This is a genomic window from Bosea sp. NBC_00550, from assembly GCF_026020075.1.
GTDB lineage: Bacteria > Pseudomonadota > Alphaproteobacteria > Rhizobiales > Beijerinckiaceae > Allobosea.
Genome location: NZ_CP102772.1, coordinates 4,502,928 through 4,521,992 on the forward strand (window position 1 = coordinate 4,502,928; position 19,065 = coordinate 4,521,992).

At 67.6% G+C, this 19,065-nt stretch carries 12 protein-coding genes; 3 read left to right on the forward strand and 9 right to left on the reverse strand.

Translation table 11 applies throughout. The features are described from left to right. Both phnH and phnG read right to left on the reverse strand, forming a co-directional pair. Complete coding sequence (phnH, locus tag NWE53_RS21575) at positions 1–603, reverse strand: phosphonate C-P lyase system protein PhnH (RefSeq protein ID WP_265051395.1); 603 nt, start codon at positions 601–603, stop codon at positions 1–3. Beyond that, positions 603–1,034, reverse strand: a complete 432-nt coding sequence (gene phnG / locus NWE53_RS21580; protein ID WP_265051396.1) for a phosphonate C-P lyase system protein PhnG — start codon at positions 1,032–1,034, stop codon at positions 603–605. The genes phnH and phnG overlap by 1 nt, the downstream gene beginning before the upstream one ends. An 88-nt stretch (positions 1,035–1,122) precedes the next feature. Between phnG and phnF the strand changes: the two genes are divergently transcribed. After that, on the forward strand, positions 1,123–1,866 hold the full coding sequence (gene phnF, locus NWE53_RS21585) for a phosphonate metabolism transcriptional regulator PhnF (RefSeq protein ID WP_265051397.1): 744 nt from the start codon (positions 1,123–1,125) through the stop codon (positions 1,864–1,866). Positions 1,867–1,978: 112 nt separating this feature from the next. Here phnF and phnE (NWE53_RS21590) read toward each other — a convergent pair whose 3' ends face one another. The 5 genes from phnE (NWE53_RS21590) to NWE53_RS21610 form a co-directional block, all read right to left on the reverse strand. Next, entirely contained in the window at positions 1,979–2,833 is an 855-nt protein-coding gene (gene phnE, locus NWE53_RS21590; protein WP_265051398.1) for a phosphonate ABC transporter, permease protein PhnE, read from the reverse strand. Further along, positions 2,830–3,711 (reverse strand): phosphonate ABC transporter, permease protein PhnE, encoded by an 882-nt coding sequence (gene phnE / locus NWE53_RS21595; RefSeq protein ID WP_265051399.1) that lies wholly within the window; start codon positions 3,709–3,711, stop codon positions 2,830–2,832. The genes phnE (NWE53_RS21590) and phnE (NWE53_RS21595) overlap by 4 nt, the downstream gene beginning before the upstream one ends. Positions 3,712–3,854: 143 nt before the next feature. Continuing rightward, positions 3,855–4,784 (reverse strand): phosphonate ABC transporter substrate-binding protein, encoded by a 930-nt coding sequence (gene phnD, locus NWE53_RS21600; protein WP_265051400.1) that lies wholly within the window; start codon positions 4,782–4,784, stop codon positions 3,855–3,857. Positions 4,785–4,860: 76 nt separating this feature from the next. Then, the gene (phnC, locus tag NWE53_RS21605) at positions 4,861–5,679 is read right to left on the reverse strand and encodes a phosphonate ABC transporter ATP-binding protein (protein ID WP_265051401.1); all 819 of its coding nucleotides are present in this window, start codon (positions 5,677–5,679) and stop codon (positions 4,861–4,863) included. Between the two features lie 151 nt (positions 5,680–5,830). After that, positions 5,831–6,595: a TetR/AcrR family transcriptional regulator gene (locus NWE53_RS21610; RefSeq protein WP_265051402.1), complete on the reverse strand. Its 765-nt coding sequence runs from the start codon at positions 6,593–6,595 to the stop codon at positions 5,831–5,833. 78 nt (positions 6,596–6,673) lie between these two features. On the opposite strand from NWE53_RS21610, the gene NWE53_RS21615 reads away from it, so the two are divergent. Together NWE53_RS21615 and NWE53_RS21620 are read left to right on the forward strand one after the other, a co-directional pair. After that, positions 6,674–7,753: an efflux RND transporter periplasmic adaptor subunit gene (locus NWE53_RS21615; protein WP_265051403.1), complete on the forward strand. Its 1,080-nt coding sequence runs from the start codon at positions 6,674–6,676 to the stop codon at positions 7,751–7,753. Beyond that, a complete protein-coding gene (locus NWE53_RS21620; RefSeq protein WP_265051404.1) occupies positions 7,753–10,839 on the forward strand; it encodes an efflux RND transporter permease subunit in 3,087 nt (1,028 codons plus the stop codon). The genes NWE53_RS21615 and NWE53_RS21620 overlap by 1 nt, the downstream gene beginning before the upstream one ends. A gap of 597 nt (positions 10,840–11,436) precedes the next feature. Here NWE53_RS21620 and pbpC read toward each other — a convergent pair. Together pbpC and NWE53_RS21630 are read right to left on the reverse strand one after the other, a co-directional pair. Then, on the reverse strand, positions 11,437–13,530 hold the full coding sequence (pbpC, locus tag NWE53_RS21625) for a penicillin-binding protein 1C (protein WP_265051405.1): 2,094 nt from the start codon (positions 13,528–13,530) through the stop codon (positions 11,437–11,439). A 92-nt stretch (positions 13,531–13,622) separates the two neighbouring features. Next, positions 13,623–18,878: an alpha-2-macroglobulin family protein gene (locus tag NWE53_RS21630; RefSeq protein WP_265051406.1), complete on the reverse strand. Its 5,256-nt coding sequence runs from the start codon at positions 18,876–18,878 to the stop codon at positions 13,623–13,625. Positions 18,879–19,065: the final 187 nt, after the last annotated feature.

Sequence of the window (19,065 nt, forward strand, 5' to 3'; positions counted from 1 at the left end):
TCAGCGGGGCTCCTCGATCTGCGTCGAACGCGGCAGGCCGATCAGGCTGTCACCATGGGCGAAGACGACGTCGACCCCGAGCGGATAGAGCGCGCTGTTCTCGCTAAGCTCCTCGGTGAAGCCCGGGTGCAGGCCCTGAGGCGCGATCGAGCGCGAGCCGAGAATGCCGGGGCCTGAGAGCGAGAAGCCCGCGCCGCCATCCAGAGCAGCGCATTGCACGAACACGGTTGTCGAGCGATCCGGGAACTGGTCGTTGCCGGGATTGAAAGCGGCGAGCTTCGGCCCATCCGCCGCGCTGTCGATCACGGCGAAGGCGGCCTCAGCGGGATCGTCGACTAAGGCGGCGCCGCAATGGAAGCGCAGCCAGGCGCCGGCCGGGCCGTCGCGCAGGGCTTCCGGCAGCCAGACCGGCGTCTCGTAATCGGCGAGCGTCAGCAAAGCAGTCGCCGTCGCGATGTCGAGCCCTTCCGGCGGCGTGATCTCGGCCACGACGCGCTGCAGCATGCCGGGCTCGGACAGGGCGCTGAGCAGGGCGCGGAAGGCCGTTTGCGACTGGAAGACCGGGTCCGAGAAACCGGGGGAGATCATGGCTTGAGCCGACATCACGAACCCCTGACCAGCGTGAAGAAATCGACCTTGGTCGCCGCCGCCTTGCGCGAGGCGAGGTCGCGGGCGGTGGCCTGCTGCGCGGCGAGCGTGGCGACGCCTTGATGCAGTCCGCTGCCATCGGCCTCGTCCTGAAGCCGGGCGTCGAGCAGGGCGGCGAGCCGCGCCTTCCGGCCGTCGCGGCCGAGCGCATAGGAAAACCCCATCCGCCCGCTGGAGAGGCGCACGACGCAACGCGTCACGGTGGCTTCGCCGAGGTTGAAGCGGCGTCCGGCGCCGCCGGCGCGGCCCTCGACCATCACCGTTCCGGTCTCCGGCGCCTTCAGCACGTCGTGGTCGGGCGGGTCGCCGAGCAGGCTCTCGATCTCGGCGCGGGAGGCGCGCGCCAGCGTCGCCATCCAGCTTTGTCTCGGGGTTCTCTGGCTCATCGGCGCGGGCTCGCTGGTCAGTTCCGAATGTCTAGACTATACTAGGGGAGTTGATGGAAAAGGTCTATACTTTTCGGATGAAATTTTGATGACGGACACAGCAATCGCCGAACCGGATGGCGGCACTGCCTGGCGACGTATCGCCGACGAACTGGCGGAGGCGATCGGGCGTGGCGAGTACAAGCTCGGCGACACGCTGCCGGCCTCGGTCGCGCTGGCCGAGCGCTACGGCGTGCATCGCCATACGGTGCGGCAGGCCTTCCGCCATCTCGCCGAGCAGGGGCTGGTGACGGTCTCGCGCGGCCGCGGCACGCAGGTGACGGCGCCGCGCCTGCCGTATCCGATCGGCCGGCGCGTCAGCATGCGCACCAATATGGGCAAGCTCGGCATCCTCGGCACGAGCCGCATGCTCGCGGCCGAGACGGTGGTGGGCGAGGCGCCAGCCTGCGCGGCGCTCGGCCTGAAGAACGGGACGCCGCTCTGGCGCGTGCAGGGTGTCAGCCTGGCCGACGGCGTGCCGATGGGCACCGGCACGCATTGGCTCTCGGTCGAGCGCTTTCCCGATTTCGACAAGGCCTATCGCGAGGCGGCCGGCTCGATCACGGCTGCCTTCAAGATCTACGGCATCACGGATTACGTGCGCCTGTCGACGCGGTTGACGGCGCGGCTCGCCGACGAGCACGAGGCCGAACTGCTGGAGATCGCGCCCGAGGCAGCCGTGATGATCTCGACGGCGGTCGACGCGCTGCCCGACCTGACACCGATCCATCTCGTCAGCAGCGTCTTTGCGGCTGAGCGCATGGAGATGGTGATCGAGCCGTTCGGGGATTGAACCGCTCCGTCATGCTCGGGCTTGACCCGAGCATCTCAGGACGGAGAGGCGCCCTCTGCCTTCTTGCAAGAGATTCTCGGGTCAAGCCCGAGAATGACGCGCCAAGCCGAGCTTAACTCGCCCGCTTGCCGATGATCGCGAAGCGCAGCTTGCCGGAGAGGAAGTCGATGGCCGAGACCGCGGCGAGGATCAGCAGGATCAGGAAGGAGACCTGCTGCCATTCGAGCGTGCGGATCGTCTCGGCGAGATAGAGGCCGATGCCGCCGGCGCCGACGATGCCGATGATCGTCGAGGAGCGGGTGTTCGACTCGATATAATAGAGCACCTGGCTCGCGATCACCGGAAGGACCTGCGGCAGCAGGCCGAAGCGGATCTCATGCGCCTTGCCGCCGCCGACCGAGGCGACGCCTTCGACAGCTTTGCGGTCGGCCGCCTCGATCGCTTCCGAATAGAGCTTGCCGAAGGCGCCGAGATCGCTGGTCATGATCGCAAGCATGCCGGCGAAGGGGCCGAGGCCGACGACATTCACCCAGATCAGCGCCCAGATCAGCGCATCGACGCCGCGCACCGTGTCGAGCGAGCGGCGGGCGAGGAAATGCACGACGCGGTTGGCGACGACGTTGCGCGCGGCGATGAAGCCGAGCGGCAAGGCGAGCGCCGCCGCCAGCACGGTGCCGAGGAAGGCGATCGCGACGGTCTCGAACAGCGCCTGCACGAAGATCAGGGCGCGGGTCCAGGACCCCGGATGCGGCGGCAGCATCAGCGCGACGAAGGAGCCGAGATTGCCGAGCCCGGCGATGATCTTCCAGAGCGTCGTCTCGAGCGTGGTCAGTCCGTAGAGGAAGATGCCGAGCAGAGCGACGATGGTGCCGATGGTCGCGAGTTTCGTCTTGAGCGATCCACGGATCGCGGCCTGGTGGCGGCTCAGGATGGCCGAGCGCTCGGCCGTGTCGAGGGCGAGGCTCATCGGCCGTGCTCCAGGCTGAGGAGTGCGTGGCGCAGCCGCTCGGTGCCGTAGTCGATCAGCATCACCGTGACGATGATCAGCAGCAGGATGGCGCTGACATCGGTGAAGTAGAATTTGCGGATCGCTTCGATCAAATCCTGGCCGATGCCGCCGGCGCCGACGAAGCCCATGATCGAGGCGCCGCGGACATTGATCTCGAAGCGCAGCAGCGCGTAGCTGGCGAAATTGGAGAGCACCTGGGGCACGACGGCGAAGCGCACGATCTGCCACCAGCCGCCGCCTGTGGCGGTGACGCCGTCGACCGGCTTCAGGTCGATGTTCTCGACGACTTCCGAGAAGAGCTTGCCGAGCGCGCCCATGGTGTGGATCGCGATGGCGAGCACGCCGGGCAAGGGTCCGAGTCCGAAGGCGATGACGAAGATCAGCGCGAAGACGATCTCGGGAACGGTGCGGCAGAATTCGAGGTAGCGGCGGACTGCGAAGCGCAGCCAGGCGGACCGGCCGAGATTGGCCGCGGCGGCGAAGCAGAACAGGAAGGCGCCGATGGCGCCGAGCACGGTGCCGACATAGGCGATCAGGACGGTCTGCCAGAGCAGCTTCAGCCAGCCCTTCAGGCCCCAGTACCATTCGGCGAGGTCGGCACCGAAGCTGGAGAGGCGCAGTGTCGGCAGCGTCTCGAAGATGTATTTCGGGAAGCGGTGGATGTTCTCGGCGAACTTGCCGAGATCGACCTCCGAACCCCGCGCCGCGAGCAGCACGCAGACGATGAAGACGGCGGCGCCGATGAAGGCCTGCCGGCGCTTGACGGTCGCCGCCTGCCGATAGGCTTCGGCATGGGCCCGGATGGCCGGGTCGTTGCGATCGATCGCGAGTGTCATGGAGAGGCGCTTCCGAGAGGTCGCGGGGACCGGCTGGCGCCGACCCCGGACAAGGGCGTCATTCTCGGGCGAAGCGAAGCGCGGAGCCCTGAGAATCTCTGGCGAGAGATGCCCGGGTCAAGCCCGGGCATGACGGATGCTGCTTACGACGACTTCTTCTTGCGGAGTTCGTCGACGAACTTGTTCAGCTCGATGATCGGCTCGTAGGACTTGTTGTCGACGGCGACGAGCGGGCCCTGCTTGCCTTCATAGATCTTGTCGAAGGCGACCTTGTCCTTGGTGGCGAGGTTCAGCACCGCGTCGCGGATCTTGGCCTTCAGGTCGTCGGGCAGGTCGGTGAGATAGGCCATCGGCGAGTTCACGATCTGCTCGGACTTGTAGATGATCCGGAAATCCTCGGCCTTGACCATGTTCTTGCGGGCCATGCGCAGGAGGTTCGATTCCTGCTCGTCGTTCCACCAGTTGGCGGCGATGTCGACGGTGCCCTGCTGCAGCGCGATCACCGCGTTCTCGTGGCTGCCGGTATAGACGACCTTGGAGAAGAAGGTTTCCGGCTCGATCTTCATGCCGTTGAGCACGAAGCGCGGTACGTTGTTGCCCGAGGTGGAATTGGGGTCGACGAGGCCGAGGTTCTTGCCCTTGAGGTCCTCGACCTTCTGATAGGGCGAGTCCTTCTTCACGTAGAACACCGAGTGATAGCCCTTGGTGCCGTCGAGGTTGGTCTCGATCGCGAAGGCGTCGACCTTGGCGCCGGTCATGCGGGCGCGGGCGAAGGACGCCGGGCCGTACATGCCGATATGGATGTTGCCGGCGCGCTGGCCCTCGATGATCGCGGCGTAGTCGTTGGCGATGCGCAGCGTCACCTTGGTGCCGAGCTCCTTCGAAAGGTAGTTCACGAAGGGGGTGTAGCGCTCGACGACGCCCGAGGCGTTCTCGGCCGGGATGATCGCGAAGATCAGCTCGGGATACTTCGCCTTCCAGTCCTGGGCGAAAGCAACGTTGCTAAAAGGCTGGGCGGCGGTGGCGGCAAGGCCGGCGGCGGCGAGCTTGAGGGTATGGCGACGGGTCAGCATTGGGTCTGCTCCTGGTTGCTGTCGGGATAGTCTTCTCGCGGCGCCGGCCCCGGGCCGCGCCGGCGATGCTTTGACGTCAGGCGATCTTCTGGCGGGCGCGCTTCGCTTCGGAGGCGGCGATGGCGTCGAGCGCATCCAGCGCCTCGGCCCCGGCATCCTTGGCCTCGATGCCGTAGAGCTCGGCCGCGACCTCGCGGGTCAACGCCTGCGGCACGTCGTCGAACACGACCTTGCCGGCCGACATGCCGATCAGCCGGTCGCAATACTTCGCGGCGATGTCGAGGTCGTGCAGGTTGCAGACCACGGTGATGCCGTCCTCGCGATTGATGCGGAACAGCGCGTCCATCACGACCTGGGTGTTGCGTGGGTCGAGCGAGGCGATCGGCTCGTCGGCGAGGATGATGCGCGGCTCCTGGACGAGCGCGCGGGCGATGGCGACGCGCTGCTGCTGGCCGCCCGAGAGGGTCTCGGTGCGCTGTGCAAGGAGATGTCCCATATCGAGACGCTCAAGAGCCGCGATAGCACGGATCTTGTCGTCTTCCGAGAAGCTCTTGACCAGCGTCAGCGCGACGGATCGATGGTTGAGGCGGCCGAGCAGCACATTGGTCAGCACGTCCAGGCGGCCGACGAGGTTGAACTGCTGGAAGATCATCGCCGTGTCGCGGCGCCAGCGCCGAAGCGAAGCGCCCTTCAGCGCCGTGACGTCCTGCTCCTCGCAGACGATACGGCCCGAGGTCGGTTCGGCCAGGCGGTTCAGCATGCGCAGCAACGTCGATTTGCCGGCTCCGGACCGGCCGATCACGCCCACCATCTCGCCCTTCGGGATGGACAGCGCGACATTGTCGACGGCGTTCCTGTCGCCAAAGCGCTTGGTCAGGGCTTCGATACGCAGCATGGATGGCTTCTCGGGCACGATACGGGCATGAGCGCGGCCCCGGCGGCCAAGGCCGAGGGGCAAGCGCGTCTCCATGGCGACGAGAGCTATCGGCTGCGAATGACAGCGGCGTGACAGCAGGCAGGGTAGGGCGAGTGCGGCCGGGGCCGTCTCAGACCGAGGTCAGAAGCATGTCGACGCAGGCGCCGACATAGGCCTTTCGCCTGGCGGCTGGCATCGGCCTGACGCCGAGCAGCCCGCGTGCCTGATGGAAGCCGCGCAGCATGCCGACGAACTGCTCAGCCAGCATCTCGGCCTGCGCCGGGCCGATCGGCCGCGAGAGCCCGTCGCCGATTTGTGATCGCGCGACGAGCAGGGCTGCCAGATCGTTCAGCATCCGCCTGGCGCCGGCCTCGTAAGCCACCCGGCCGAGCTCGGGGAAGCGCGGGGCTGCGCTCGCGACGAGGCGATGCAGGTCCAGCGCCGCGGGGCGCAGCATCATCTTCAGCATATCCTCGCCGAGGCGCACCAAAGTGTTGCGCAAATTCGACGCGGAAGAATTTTCGCGCAGCGGAATCGTCAACGTTTCCGTGAGCTCGGTGCAAATCGCCTTGAAGAGCGCTTCCTTATCGGCGAAATGGCTGTAGATCGTCTGTTTTGAAACACCGGCCCGATGGGCGATCTGGTCGAGACTCGCGCGTTCGAAGCCTTCCGCGAGGAAGGTTTCCGCGGCTGCGCGGGTGATGGCGTCGTGCTTGTCAGGGCGCGCACGCTCGGCGGAAGGGGATTTGGCCGGATTTGTCTCGGTTTGAGCAGAGGCGAGCAGGCGAGCCTTGGCGCCGTTTCGCCGGAGCGATTTCGGCACGGGTCTTGCCTCGGCAATCGCCGGGTCGGTGAGAAGGGTCGCCCGGTGTCGGCGGAGGGGGGTGTCAGCCATGCTTCCGCCCACTAGGCCTCTTATCAAACTGGACCGTCCAGTCTAAGATAGTCCTGCGGTATCGGAGCGTCCAGTCTTATGAAGCGGTTTCTCCTCCTCGTTTTAGTCGCGGCGCTCGCCGGCGGCGGCTATTACGCCTACCGCAACCAGCGCGCCGGTACGCAGCAGGCACAGGCCAGTGCGGTCTCCGGGCCGCGCGCGGTGCCGGTCGAGGTCGCCTCCATCGAACTGATGACCGTCAACGAGGAGGTCGAGGCCCTCGGCACGCTCGCGGCGGATGAATCCGTGGTCATCGCCCCCGAAATCGCCGGCCGCGTCATCGCGCTCGGCTTCAAGGAGGGCGAGCGCGTCAAGGCCGGGCAGGAGTTGGTCAAGCTCGATACCGCGATCCTCGATGCCGAGCTGAAGCAGGCGCAGGCCGATCTCGGCCTCGCCCGTGACACGAATGACCGGCTGAAGTCGCTGGTGTCGCGCGGCTCGGGCACGCAGGTCGCGCTCGATGAATCGACGGCCAAGCTCGCTTCCACCGAGGCGCGCGTCCAGCTCGCCAAGGCGAAGCTCGCGCAATCGACCATCGTCGCGCCGTTCAACGGCGTCGTCGGCCTGCGCGCGGTCAGCGTCGGCGACTATGTCTCTGTCGGCAAGCAGCTGATCACCCTGACCAACATCGATCCGATCAAGGTCGATTTCCGCGTTCCCGAAATCTATCTGAGCCGCCTCAAGACCGGCCAGCCGGTGCATACGCGGGTCGATGCGGTCGCCGATCGCACCTTCACCGGCCGGATCTTCGCGATCGATCCCGTCGTCGACGTCAACGGCCGCGCGATCCGCCTGCGCGCCAACATCCCCAACGCCGATCTCACCCTGAAGCCCGGCCTGTTCGCCCGGCTGACGATCACCGTCGACCAGCGTGAGAACGCCATCGTAGTGCCCGAGATGGCCGTGGTGCCTGATGGCATCGGCAAGATGATCTACGTCGCCGAAAACGGAAAGGCGCGCCGCGTCGCCGTCGAGCTCGGCAAGCGGCTGCCCGGCAAGGTCGAGATCGTCAAGGGTCTGACGCCCAAGATGCAGATCATCACCGCCGGCCAGATGCGCTTGCGCGACGGCAGTGCAATCTCCATCAAGGAGAAGCCCGTCCAGACGAGCCAGCTCTGATGAGCCTGTTCGAGCTCTTCGTCCGCCGGCCCGTCCTCTCGACGGTGCTGAGCCTGCTGGTGATGCTGATCGGCATCGTCAGCTATGGCCGCCTCACCGTCCGCGAATATCCCAATATCGACGAGCCGATCGTCTCGGTGCAGACGGTCTATCGCGGCGCCTCCGCCGAGATCATCGAGACCCAGGTCACGCAGATCCTGGAGAACTCGATCGCCGGCATCGAAGGCATCGAGATCATCTCCTCGGCCAGCCGCCAGGAGCGCAGCCAGATCTCCGTGCGCTTCCGCCCCGACATCGATCCCGACGTCGCGGCCTCCGACGTGCGCGACCGCGTCAGCCGCGTGCGCGGGCGCATGCCGGACGAGATCGACGAACCGATCATCGCCAAGGTCGAGGCGGATTCGCAGCCGATCCTCTATCTGTCGCTGACCAGCACGCGGCACAGCCCGCTCGAGCTCACCGATTTCGCCGACCGCTTCATCGCCGAGCGCGTCCAGAACATCACCGGCGTCGCCGAGGTCCGCATCCTCGGCCAGCGCCAATATGCGATGCGCATCTGGCTCGATCGCTCGCGCCTCTCGGCCTACAACGTCACGGTCCAGGAGATCGAGGCGGCGGTCCGCGCCCAGAACATCGAGATCCCGTCGGGCCGGATCGAGAGCAGCGCCCGCGAATTCACGGTGCTGTCGCAGACCAGCCTGGTCACGCCGGAGCAGTTCCGCGAGATCGTCGTCAAGGACGCCAACGGCTTCCCGGTCAAGGTGAAGGATCTGGCGCGGGTCGAGCTCGGTGCGCTGGAAGAGCGCAACGCCGCCTGGTTCAAGGGCTCGCCATCGGTGACGGTGGGCATCGTCAAGCAGGCCACCGCCAACCCGCTCGACGTGTCCAGCGGCGTCCAGGCTGCCTTGCCCGGCATCATCGAGGACCTGCCGGACGGCATGTCGATCGCGACCTCCTACGACACCTCGATCTTCATCGATCGCTCGATCAAGGCGGTCTACCAGACGATCGTCGAGGCCATCGTCCTCGTCGTCCTCATCATCTTCATCTTCCTGCGCTCGCTGCGTGCGACGCTGATCCCGCTGGTGACCATCCCGGTCTCGCTGATCGGCTCCTTCGCGCTGATGTATGCGCTCGGCTTCACGGTCAACACGCTGACGCTGCTCTCGATGGTGCTCGCCATCGGCCTCGTCGTCGACGACGCCATCGTCGTTCTTGAGAACGTCCATCGCCATGTCGAGGACGGTATCGAGCCGACCAAGGCGGCGGTGCGCGGCATCAACGAGATCGCCTTCGCGGTGGTGGCGATGACGCTGACGCTGGTCGCGGTCTATGCGCCGATGGCGTTCTCGACCGGCCGCACCGGCAAGCTCTTCATCGAGTTCGCGCTCACGCTCGCGGGCGCGGTGCTGGTCTCGGGCTTCGTCGCGCTGACGCTGACGCCGATGATGTGCGCCAAGCTGCTGCGCCACCACGACAAGCATAGCTGGCTGTACAACGTGCTGGAGCGCGGCTTCGACGGGCTGTCGCGGGGCTACAAGGCCTCGCTGCGCGCCGCGCTCAGCGTGCGCCCGCTCGTCGTCCTGCTCGCGGTCGGCGTCGCCGGCTGCGGCTATTACTTCTTCACCCATCTGCGCTCGGAGCTGGCGCCGGTCGAGGATCGCGGCACGATCAACGTCATCGGCGTCGCTCCGGAAGGCGCGACCATGTCCTTCACGGCGGACTATGCCCGGCGGGTCGAGGAGTATTTCAGCAAGATCCCGGAGGTGGATACCTATCTCGTCATCGTCGGCTTCCCCGACGTGACGCGCGCCATCGCCTTCGCCCGGCTCAAGCCCTGGGAGGAGCGCCAGCGCAAGCAGCAGGATCTCGTCGCCGACATCACCCGCGACCTCGGGCAGATCCCCGGCATCCGCCTGTTCGCCAACAACCCGCCCTCGCTCGGCCAGGGCGGCGCCAACAGCAAGCCGGTCGAGTTCGTGCTGCGCTCGTCGGAGCCCTATGCGCAGCTCAAGGCCTATGTCGATCAGGTGATGGCGGAGGTCGCCGATTCTCCGGTGCTGTCGAACGTCGAGACGAACCTCATCCTCGACAAGCCGCAGTTCAAGGTGACGATCGACCGGCAGCGCGCCGCCGATCTCGGCGTCGGGGTCGATGTCATCGGCCGGACGATGGAGACGCTGCTCGGCGGGCGCCAAGTCACGCGCTTCAACATGAACAGCAAGCAGTACGACGTGATGCTGCAGGTCGCCGGTTCCGAGCGCAACACGCCGCAGGCCTTGCAGTCGATCTACCTGATGGGCCGCAACGGCGCGGTGGTGCAGCTGTCGAGCCTCGTCAAGATCGACGAGACCGTCGCGCCCAAGGAGCTCGTGCGCTTCAACCAGCTGCGCTCGGCCACCATCACCGCCTTGCCTGCGCCGGGCTATTCGCTCGGCGACGCGCTCAAGGTGCTGGAGGATGCGACGGCGCGCGTGCTGCCCAACACGGTCCAGATCGACTATTCCGGCCAGAGCCGCGAGTTCAAGCAGTCAGGCGCGAGCATCTTCCTCGTCTTCCTGCTGGCGCTCGGCTTCATCTATCTGGTGCTGGCGGCGCAGTTCGAGAGCTTCGTCGATCCCATCGTGATCATGGTCTCGGTGCCGCTCTCGCTGACCGGCGCGCTGGCCGCGCTCTACTTCACCGGCGGGACGATGAACGTCTACAGCCAGATCGGCCTGATCACGCTGGTCGGCCTGATCACCAAGCACGGCATCCTGATCCTGGAGTTCACCAACCAGCTGCGCGAGGAGGGCAAGGAGATGATCGACGCCCTCGTCGAGGCGGCGGAGCTGCGCCTGCGGCCGATCCTGATGACCACAGGCGCGATGGTGCTCGGCGCCGTGCCGCTCGCGATCGCCCATGGCGCCGGTGCCGAAAGCCGCTCGCAGATCGGCTGGGTCATCGTCGGCGGCATGACCTTCGGCACGCTGCTGACGCTCTATGTGGTGCCCGTCGCCTACAGCTACCTCGCCCGCAAGGTCCACGGCTCGCGCCATGGCGCGCATGACGAGGTGCAAGGGGCGCATCCGCATCCGGCGGAGTAGGCGTCCTCGCCGTCATTCTCGGGCGAAGCGTAGCGCAGACCCGAGAATCTCCGGACGGGATGGCGCAGGAGCCTCTTTCGGCATGATATGCTCGGGTCAAGCCCGGGCATGACGCCTCGGCCCGGCCACGGCAGGGCTGAGCCCAAACTTATCCCCGCTGCTCCACCCCATGCCTATCCTGCGCGCGTCCCATCCGACCGAGGGGCTTCGCGAGGCATCGTGGGCCGGATGGGTTTGCGGGCTTCGCGTCCCGGACCGTTGCGGGTCGATCGCCGCGCGTCCGATTGGACGCGATAACGGTGATCGATTTATCCAATATCGCATCGGAAACATCCGATGCGATAGCGCGGAGGTGCCGACTTCGTCCGGGCCCAACAGGCAGGCCCGCTCCTTCGCCGGAACCCAGAACGAAGCGGAACCCCCAGATACCCGTGCGCGGAGCCGGGCAGCGCGAGGTCGTCGCTGTTCGACACCATCGACATCGACTCGACATCGGCACGCAGCCGTCGACTGCGAAACGCCGCCCGGCTCCGCGAATCCCTCGGATGTCCAAGCCCGAAACCCCGCAGGCTCAGGCCTGACGGGGCTTTCGGTGCGCTACTGCAACCTGACCGACACGCTCTCGCTGGCCCCGGTCGCATCGATGACCGATATCCGCATGAAGCCCTTGCCGGGCGGCTGCCAGGCGGTTTCGCGGCGGCGCTGCGGGCCGGTGACCGGCGTGCCGTCGACCAGCCAGGTATAGGGCGGGGCGCCGCCGGCCGCCTTGAGGTTGAGCTGGCTCCGCCCGTCGAGGCTCGCGGCCGACAGGTCGATGCGGGCGCCGTCGGGCGGGAAGGCGAGCTTGAGCGTCGGCGTCGTCATCGCCATGACGGTCTTCGGCACATCCTGCCTGAGATGCCTGAGAGGCGGCGGCAGATGGCTGGTGCTGGCGACGATGGCGTCGGATGGCTGCGGGAAGGGTCGCTGGTCGATGCCGAGCCGGGCGAAGGCGTCGAACAGGATCGGCGCAGCCACCGTGCGGCCGACGAGGCCGGGCACGGCGCCATTGTCGGCTCGGCCGACCCAGACGCCGATCGTGTGCTTGCGGTCGAAGCCGACGGCCCAGGCGTCGCGATAGCCATAGGAGGTGCCGGTCTTGTAGGCGATGCGACCGGGCACGGCGTTGAGCGGCGGCGGCGCGCCGAGCAGCGTATCGGCGACATACCAGGCAGCGACGGGGTCGACGAGGCGTGGCGCGGGCGGGCTCAGCCCGGCCTGTTCCTTGAAGCGCAGCGGCACCAGTTCGCCGCCGCGCGCCAGCCCGACATAGGCGCGGGTCAGATCCTGCAGGGTGATGCCGAGCCCGCCCAAGCCCACGGCGAGGCCGGGCGCGCCGCTCTCCTTCGGCATGGCCAGCGCGATGCCGGCATCGCGCAGCCGCGAGACGAAGCGCTGCGGGCCGAGCGCCGAGAGCAGCTCGACGGCCGGCACGTTGAGCGAGAGCTGGAGCGCCTTGCGCGCACTGACCATGCCCTGGAAGGTCATGTCGAAATTTTCGGGGATGTAGATGCCGTAGCGCGCCGGACGATCCTCCAGCATCGTCTCGGGATGGGCGATGCCGTTATCGAAGGCGAGGGCGTAGATGAAAGGCTTCAGCGCCGAGCCGGGCGAGCGCAGCGCCCGCGTCAGGTCTAGCGAGCCCGCCCGCTCGGCCGCGAAGTAATCGACACCCCCGACTGAAGCCCGGACCTCGCCCGTCTCGTTGTCGACGGCGAGGATGGCGATCGAGATTTGTGGTGCCAGTCCGAGGCTGCGCTCGCGGGCGAGGCCTTCGAGGGAGGCCTGCAGCCGTGCGTCGAGCGCGAGCTTGTGGACGCGCAGCGCCGGCGCTTCCGCTACGACCTGCTCCGCGACATGCGGGCTCAAATTCGGGAAGGGGCGGCGCGCGGTCGGGATCGGCTCGTTGCGGGCGGCGGCGACCTCGTCCGATGTCGTGAGGCCGGCCTGCTCGACCCGTTCCAGCACGCGCTCGCGCGCTTTGCGGGCGGCCTCGGCGAAACGGTCCGGCCGGCGCGTCTCGGGCGATTGCGGGAGGGCGACGAGCAGAGCTGCCTCGGCAGTGGAGAGCCGCTTCGGCTCCTTGCCGAAATAGGCGAAGCTCGCGGCGCGCACGCCTTCGAGATTGCCGCCGAAGGGAGCCAGCGTGAGATAGAGGTCGAGAATCCCTGCCTTGTCGAAGCGCCGTTCCAGCTCGACGGCGCGCACCGCCTGCCGCAGCTTGGCGGCGAGCGTTCGCTCCTCGCGCGGTTCGAGCAGCCGCGCGACCTGCATGGTCAGTGTCGAGCCGCCGGAGACGACGCGGCCATTCGCCAGCATCTGGCTGATGGCGCGCAGCATCCCGAGCGGGTCGATGCCGGCATGGCCATCGAAGCGCTTGTCCTCGAAGGCCTTGAGCATGGCGAGATAGCGCGGGTCGACATCCTCGCTGGTGACGGGCAGCTTCCAGCGCCCGTCGGCGGTGAGGAAGGGCCGCAGCAGCTTGCCCTCGCGGTCGAGCACCACGGTCGAGCGCTCGGCCGCGGCCGAGAGGTCTAGCGGGGGCAGGGAGCGGGCGTAGAGGGCGAGGGCGCTGGCTCCGGCGATAGCTGAGACGGCGAGTGCGCCCGCGGCGATCTTCAGTTTGCGAAAGAGCCCACGGTGCGCCGTCATGCTCGGGCTTGACCCGAGCATCTCCTTGTCGAGATTCTCGGGTCTGCGCTGCGCTTCGCCCGAGAATGACGGATGGGGCGTCTCCTTGCCCATCACCGCGCCGAACTGATCTCCACCGCGCCGAAACCCGTCCGGCCGAAGCGGTCGGGCCGGTACATGTCCTCGATCACGGCGGCGGGGGAAACGTATCGGCCGGGCGAGACCGCTCGCGCGATATAGGCGACGGTGTAGGAGAGCTTGTCGGTCTTCGAGCCCGAGCGCTCGAAGGCGGCGACATAACGGTCGTCGCGCGACTCGGTATGAACAGGCGAGACCTCCTGCTTCAGCCAGTCGAGCCCCGCGACCGAGGCGCCCTCGGTCAGGTTGGCGTTCTCGATCTCCAGCCCGGCCGGGACGGGGTCGACCAGCAGCAGCCTTCCATAGCGCGGCGCGCCCTCGGTCACGGTCAGCGCCACGACATAGCGCTCGTTCTGGCGCAGGCGCGCGGGATCGGCCCGCTCGCCCTTCATCGTGTAGATCACCCGCTCCAGCCCAAAGCCCTGGTTCAGCGCCGGTTCGGGCGCGCTCGGGATGCCCGCCACGGTGATGACGGCCTGTGCGCTGGCCGCGCCGGGATTGGAGATGATCAGGGACTTCGCCTCCAGCGCCTCGGCCGAGAGCGTGCGATAGAGCGCGCCTTTCCGGGCCGTGCCGTCCACCGTCAGCGTCATGCCCTCGGCATCCTTGGCCATGGCCTGCGCCGCCAGCACCATCCACATCTGCTCCTGCGTCGAGGTGTAGCTGTCGCGGGCGCTGTTGCGGGTGGCGTCGAGGATCGAGACGGCGCGGCTGATGTCGGCGCGCTCGCCATTGGCCTCCGCGATCAGTGCGAGCACGCCGGCGCCGTCGCGCAGGCGCGAGCCGTAATCCGGCCGCGAGAGACCGTCATCACCAGCCTGCTGCAAGAGCCCGAGCGCGCTGGTGAAAGCGGCGCGGCCGCGGCCGCGATCGCCCAGCGCCGAGAGCGCCGCGCCGATCTGGGCGCGGGCGAGCGGGGTCGCGAAATCGCCGAGCTTGTTGTCGGCGAGATAGCGGAGATCGCCCATCACCGGCCGGCCGTTGCGGGCGAGCACATAGAGCGCATAGGCGATGCCGGCCGCTTCCTCCTTGTTGATGTCGCCGGTGTTGACGACTTGGTTGCGCAGGCGGTCGAGCGCGAGGTTGAAGGCGATCTGCGGCACGGCGAACTGCTTCTCGCGAGCCCGCGTCAGGAAGTCTGCGACGAAGGCGTCGAGCCACAAATCCTCGCCGCCGACGCTCCACAGGCCGAAGGAGCCGTTGCCGCCCTGGCGGGCAAGCACGCGCTCGATCGCGTTCTGCACGCGCTCGTCGGCCTTGTCGTCGAGGGCGAGCTGCTCCATCGAGGCGAGCTGATTGACCGCTAGCAGCGGCAGGGCGCGCGAGACGGTCTGCTCGGTGCAGCCATAGGGGTAGCGGTCGAGCGCCTTGAGCAGGCCGGGCACGTCGAGCGAGCCGAAGGGCGAGACCGTCACCGAGACCTGGCCCGAGTTCGGCACGAGATCGGCCATCAGGTCGGAGGAGACGGTGATCGCCCCGCCATTGCCGGGGATGGCCCGGACGATGCGGCGAGCGATGGTGGCAGCCGAGGGCTGCACGCGCACGGCGAGGTTCTGCACCGTGCCGATGCCGTTCGGGCCGGAGACGCGCACGTCGAACTCGGCGCGGCCGAGGCCGGCGGCGGTGACCGGGATCGTCATCTGCGTCTTGGCGCCGGCCGCGAGCTGCATCGTGCGGCGCGTCGCGTCGGCCGCGACCACCACCGGGCCCTTCACGTCGAGATCGACGGTATAAGCGCCGGCAGGACCCTCGACATTGTCGACCTGCAGATGGAAGCGCGATTGGTCGCCGATGGCGAGGAAGCGCGGCAGCGTCGCCTGCGCCACGATTTGGTCGCGCACGATCACGTCGGCGCTGGCCTGGCCGGTGCGCCCGGTCGACCAGGCGACGCCCATGACGCGGACCGAGCCGTTGAAGGCGGGCATGTCGAAATCGATCTTCGCCGTGCCGTCAGCCCCGACCCTGACCACGCCGGAATAGCGGGCGAGCGGCTCTTGCGTCGGCTTCTCACCATCCATCTTGGGTGCGGCATCGCCGCCGGTGCGGATCGCACCGCGCGTGCCCTGCATGCCGTCGATCAGATAGCCGTAGAGGTCGCGCAGGTCGTGGCCGAGCTGGCGCTGTCCGAAGAAGAACTTGCTGGGATCAGGGCTCTCGTAGCGGGTGAGATTGAGGATGCCGATATCGACGGCCGCGAGCGTGACATAGGCCTCCTCGCCGGCCTTCATGCCGGTGACCTTGACCGGAAGCGACAGCGTCGAGAGCGGACGCACCAGCTGCGGCGCGCCGAGATCGACAGCCAGCGTGCGCTGTTCCTTGCCGATCTGGAACCAGGACAGGCCGATGGCGCGGCCGGGCAGGCGCTTGGCGGCGGTATCCATGGGCCGATGCGCGAGCACGACGAGATAGGCGCTGGCGCCCCATTCCGCTTTCACCGGGATCGAGGCGGTGGTGCCGCCTTCCGCGATGTCGATGGTGCGGATATCCGCGACCTTGTCGGTGATCACCGCGAGCGTCGCCTTTCCGGCGAAGCGCGGCGAGAGGCGGAGCTGCAGGCTCTCGCCATCGGCGTAAGCAGCCTTGTCCAGCGCGACGTCGAGCACATCCGGCGTATCCGCCGTCTTGTCGCTCTCATAGCCGACGCTGAAGGAAACGGAGGTCTCGGCGGCCTCGTTGCCGTCAGAGGTCACGTCGAGCCGGTAATTGCCCCATTCGACGGGTGCCGCGATCCTGGCGCCTGCGGCTTCCGCCACCGCGATCTCGCCATCGGCGACACGGCGGGTGGTCTTGACGCCCTCATAGTTCCAGCGGCCGTCCTGGAAGAACCACTGGTAGTTGCGACGGACCTTCGACAGCACCCATTTGACGCCGGGGCGGGCGAGGCGCTTGCCGTCGCCGGTGGCCATGATGACTTCGAAATTCGCGGTCTGGCCGTTGCCGAGATCGCCGTCCCTGAAGAGCTTCTTCACGCCGATAGCGGCGCCCTTGGGCACGATCGGCAGGGTGACGGAGCGGGCGATGGCGCGCCCGCCGGGTTCGCCGACGCGCACGGTCATCTCGACCTCGAGCGGGCGGTTGGTGTCGGGCTGCTGGACCGGATTGGTGATCACCGCCTTGCCGGCAGCGTCGGTGGTGGCACTCTCTTCGAACTCGCTCTGGACCGGCTCGAACTCCTCGTCGGTCAGGCCGACCTGATAATCCTTGAAACCGGGGATGGCGCTCGCGCCCGCCGCGCGGATCGTCATCGAGCCGGTGACGTCGAGCGCGGAGCCCGGCGCGCCGTAGAGATAGCGCGCGTTGACGTTGAGCTCGGCCGGCTCGCCGGCCTGCAGCAGCGGCGTCTTGGGCGACAGCGTCAGCTCCAGCCGCTCGGGGACATAATCCTCGACGAGGAAGGAGGTCTCGCCGATCGCCTGCCCCTTCGGGTCGGAATAGGCGAGGACGCGCCATGTCCCGGTCGCCGCGCCGGAGACGAGCTGGATCGAGTGGGCCCGCCCACCCGCGCCCTGATCCTCGACCTGGCGGCGGCGATACTCGACGCCATCCGGGCGCTTGACGACGAGGGTCAGCGGCAGGCCGGTGACGGCCGCACCCTTGGCGTCGCGCAGCAGCGACGTCAGATAGACCGTCTCGCCCGAGCGATAGACGCCGCGCTCGGTATAAAGATAAGCGTCGAGCCCGGCCGGCGCGACGCGGCCCTTCACGCCGCGATCGGACAAGTCGAAAGCGGTCTGCTTCAGGTCGAGGAAGCCGTAATCCTCGGCGAGCGAGGCGGTGACGAGGCCCGGCGCATTGCCACCCTGGCCCTTGCCCAATCCGGCATCGAAGCGGGCATAACCGTTGCCGTCCGTCTTCGCCGTGCCGAGTACCTCGTTGTTGCGGGCGACCAGGCGCAATTCCGCATTGGCGACCGGCTTCGCATCGGCGAGCGAGCGGGCCAGCACATGCACGCCGTCGGGGCCGGTGAAGGAGGTCAGGCCGAGATCGGAGACGACGAACCACTGCGTCGCCCGGGTGGAGCCATCATCATAGTCGCCATCGTCGCCGGAGGGCGCCGCGACCGGCCCGCCCGAGGGCTTGGCGAACATCACGTAGACGCCGGGCTTGAGGCTGCCGACAGCCTCCGTCACCGGGAAGGCGGTGATCACGTCCTGATTGAGCTCGGACTTCACGTCCATCGTGCCGGTCCAGACGCTCTGGCCTTTGTCGCCGGAAATCTGCTTGGCGGAATAGGAGCCGAGCTGGCCGAGGAAGTCGTCGGAATGGACGGAGTTGATCAGGTTGCGGTCGCCGATCCGCATCACCTCGAGGTCGAGCTTTCCCGAGTTGACCGAGACGACCGGAATGCCCTGCTGGCCGGTGCGCGGCAGCACGTAGTTCTTGCCGGTGAAGCGAACGGAAGGCGTGCGGTCGCGGACATAGATTTCGTAATCGGCCGATTTCAGCAGGGTTTCGTCGGGGATGGCGGAGGGCACGCCCTGACGGATGACGATGGCATAACGCTCGCCATGCTTGAGCCCGTCGACGCAGATCTGCTTGTCCTCGGCGCTGACGGCGAAGTCGCCTTTCCCGCCTGAGATCGCGACATAGGGCGCGAAATCGACGCGGCCGCGCGCCAGCGCTTCCGAGAATTCGAAGCAGGCGCGCGGCGAGGCGGCGTCGGAATCGGTCTTGTTGGAGATCAGGCGGAAGCCGCGCTTCTCGCGCAGGCTCTCATAGGAGCTTTGCAGCGCTGGATTGGCGGCGAGGTCGAGGCTGAGGCGATAGCTGGTCAGCGCCGGGCGCCACAATTCGTTCTTCTCGAAGGTGCGGGCGAGCACGCCCAGCGACGCGGCCTCGTCATTGCGGTTGGTCGCTCGGCTGTAGGCGAGATAGGCGGCGCTGATCGCGCGCTCGCGCAGCTCCCAGCGCTCGCGATAGTCGCGCGGCTCGATGGCGTTGGCGGCGCGCGCCATCAGGCGCCAGCCGGCGGCATTGCTGGAATCGGCGACGATCGCGGCATTGGCCTGGGGCAGGGCGGCGCGGGCGTCGCCGCGGGCGAGCGCGATCTCGCCGGCCCGGATCGCATCGGCGGCGGAGCGGTTCCCGGCCGAGACCTCGCGCTTCAGGCGCTCCTCCAGCCGCTGCCCATCGGCGAGCAGGTCGTTTCGGACATAGGCCTTCTGGGCGAAGGCGGGTGCGGCTGCGAAGACGAGGCAGAGGGTGAGCGCGAGACGGGATAGCAGGGTCATCGTCGTTCCTCTTCGTCGGCCGCCCGCCAGCGTCGCCGGAGATTGCCTCGGGCGGATGACGGCGTGAGCGGGGCCGGCAGGCTATCACCGCCCGGCGCGCGTTCAAGTCATGCGAATGCAGGTCGCGGGGTGAAAGCTGAAGGGCCATCTCTTCGGGCTTATTGAACTCCGCCGTCATTCCGGGACT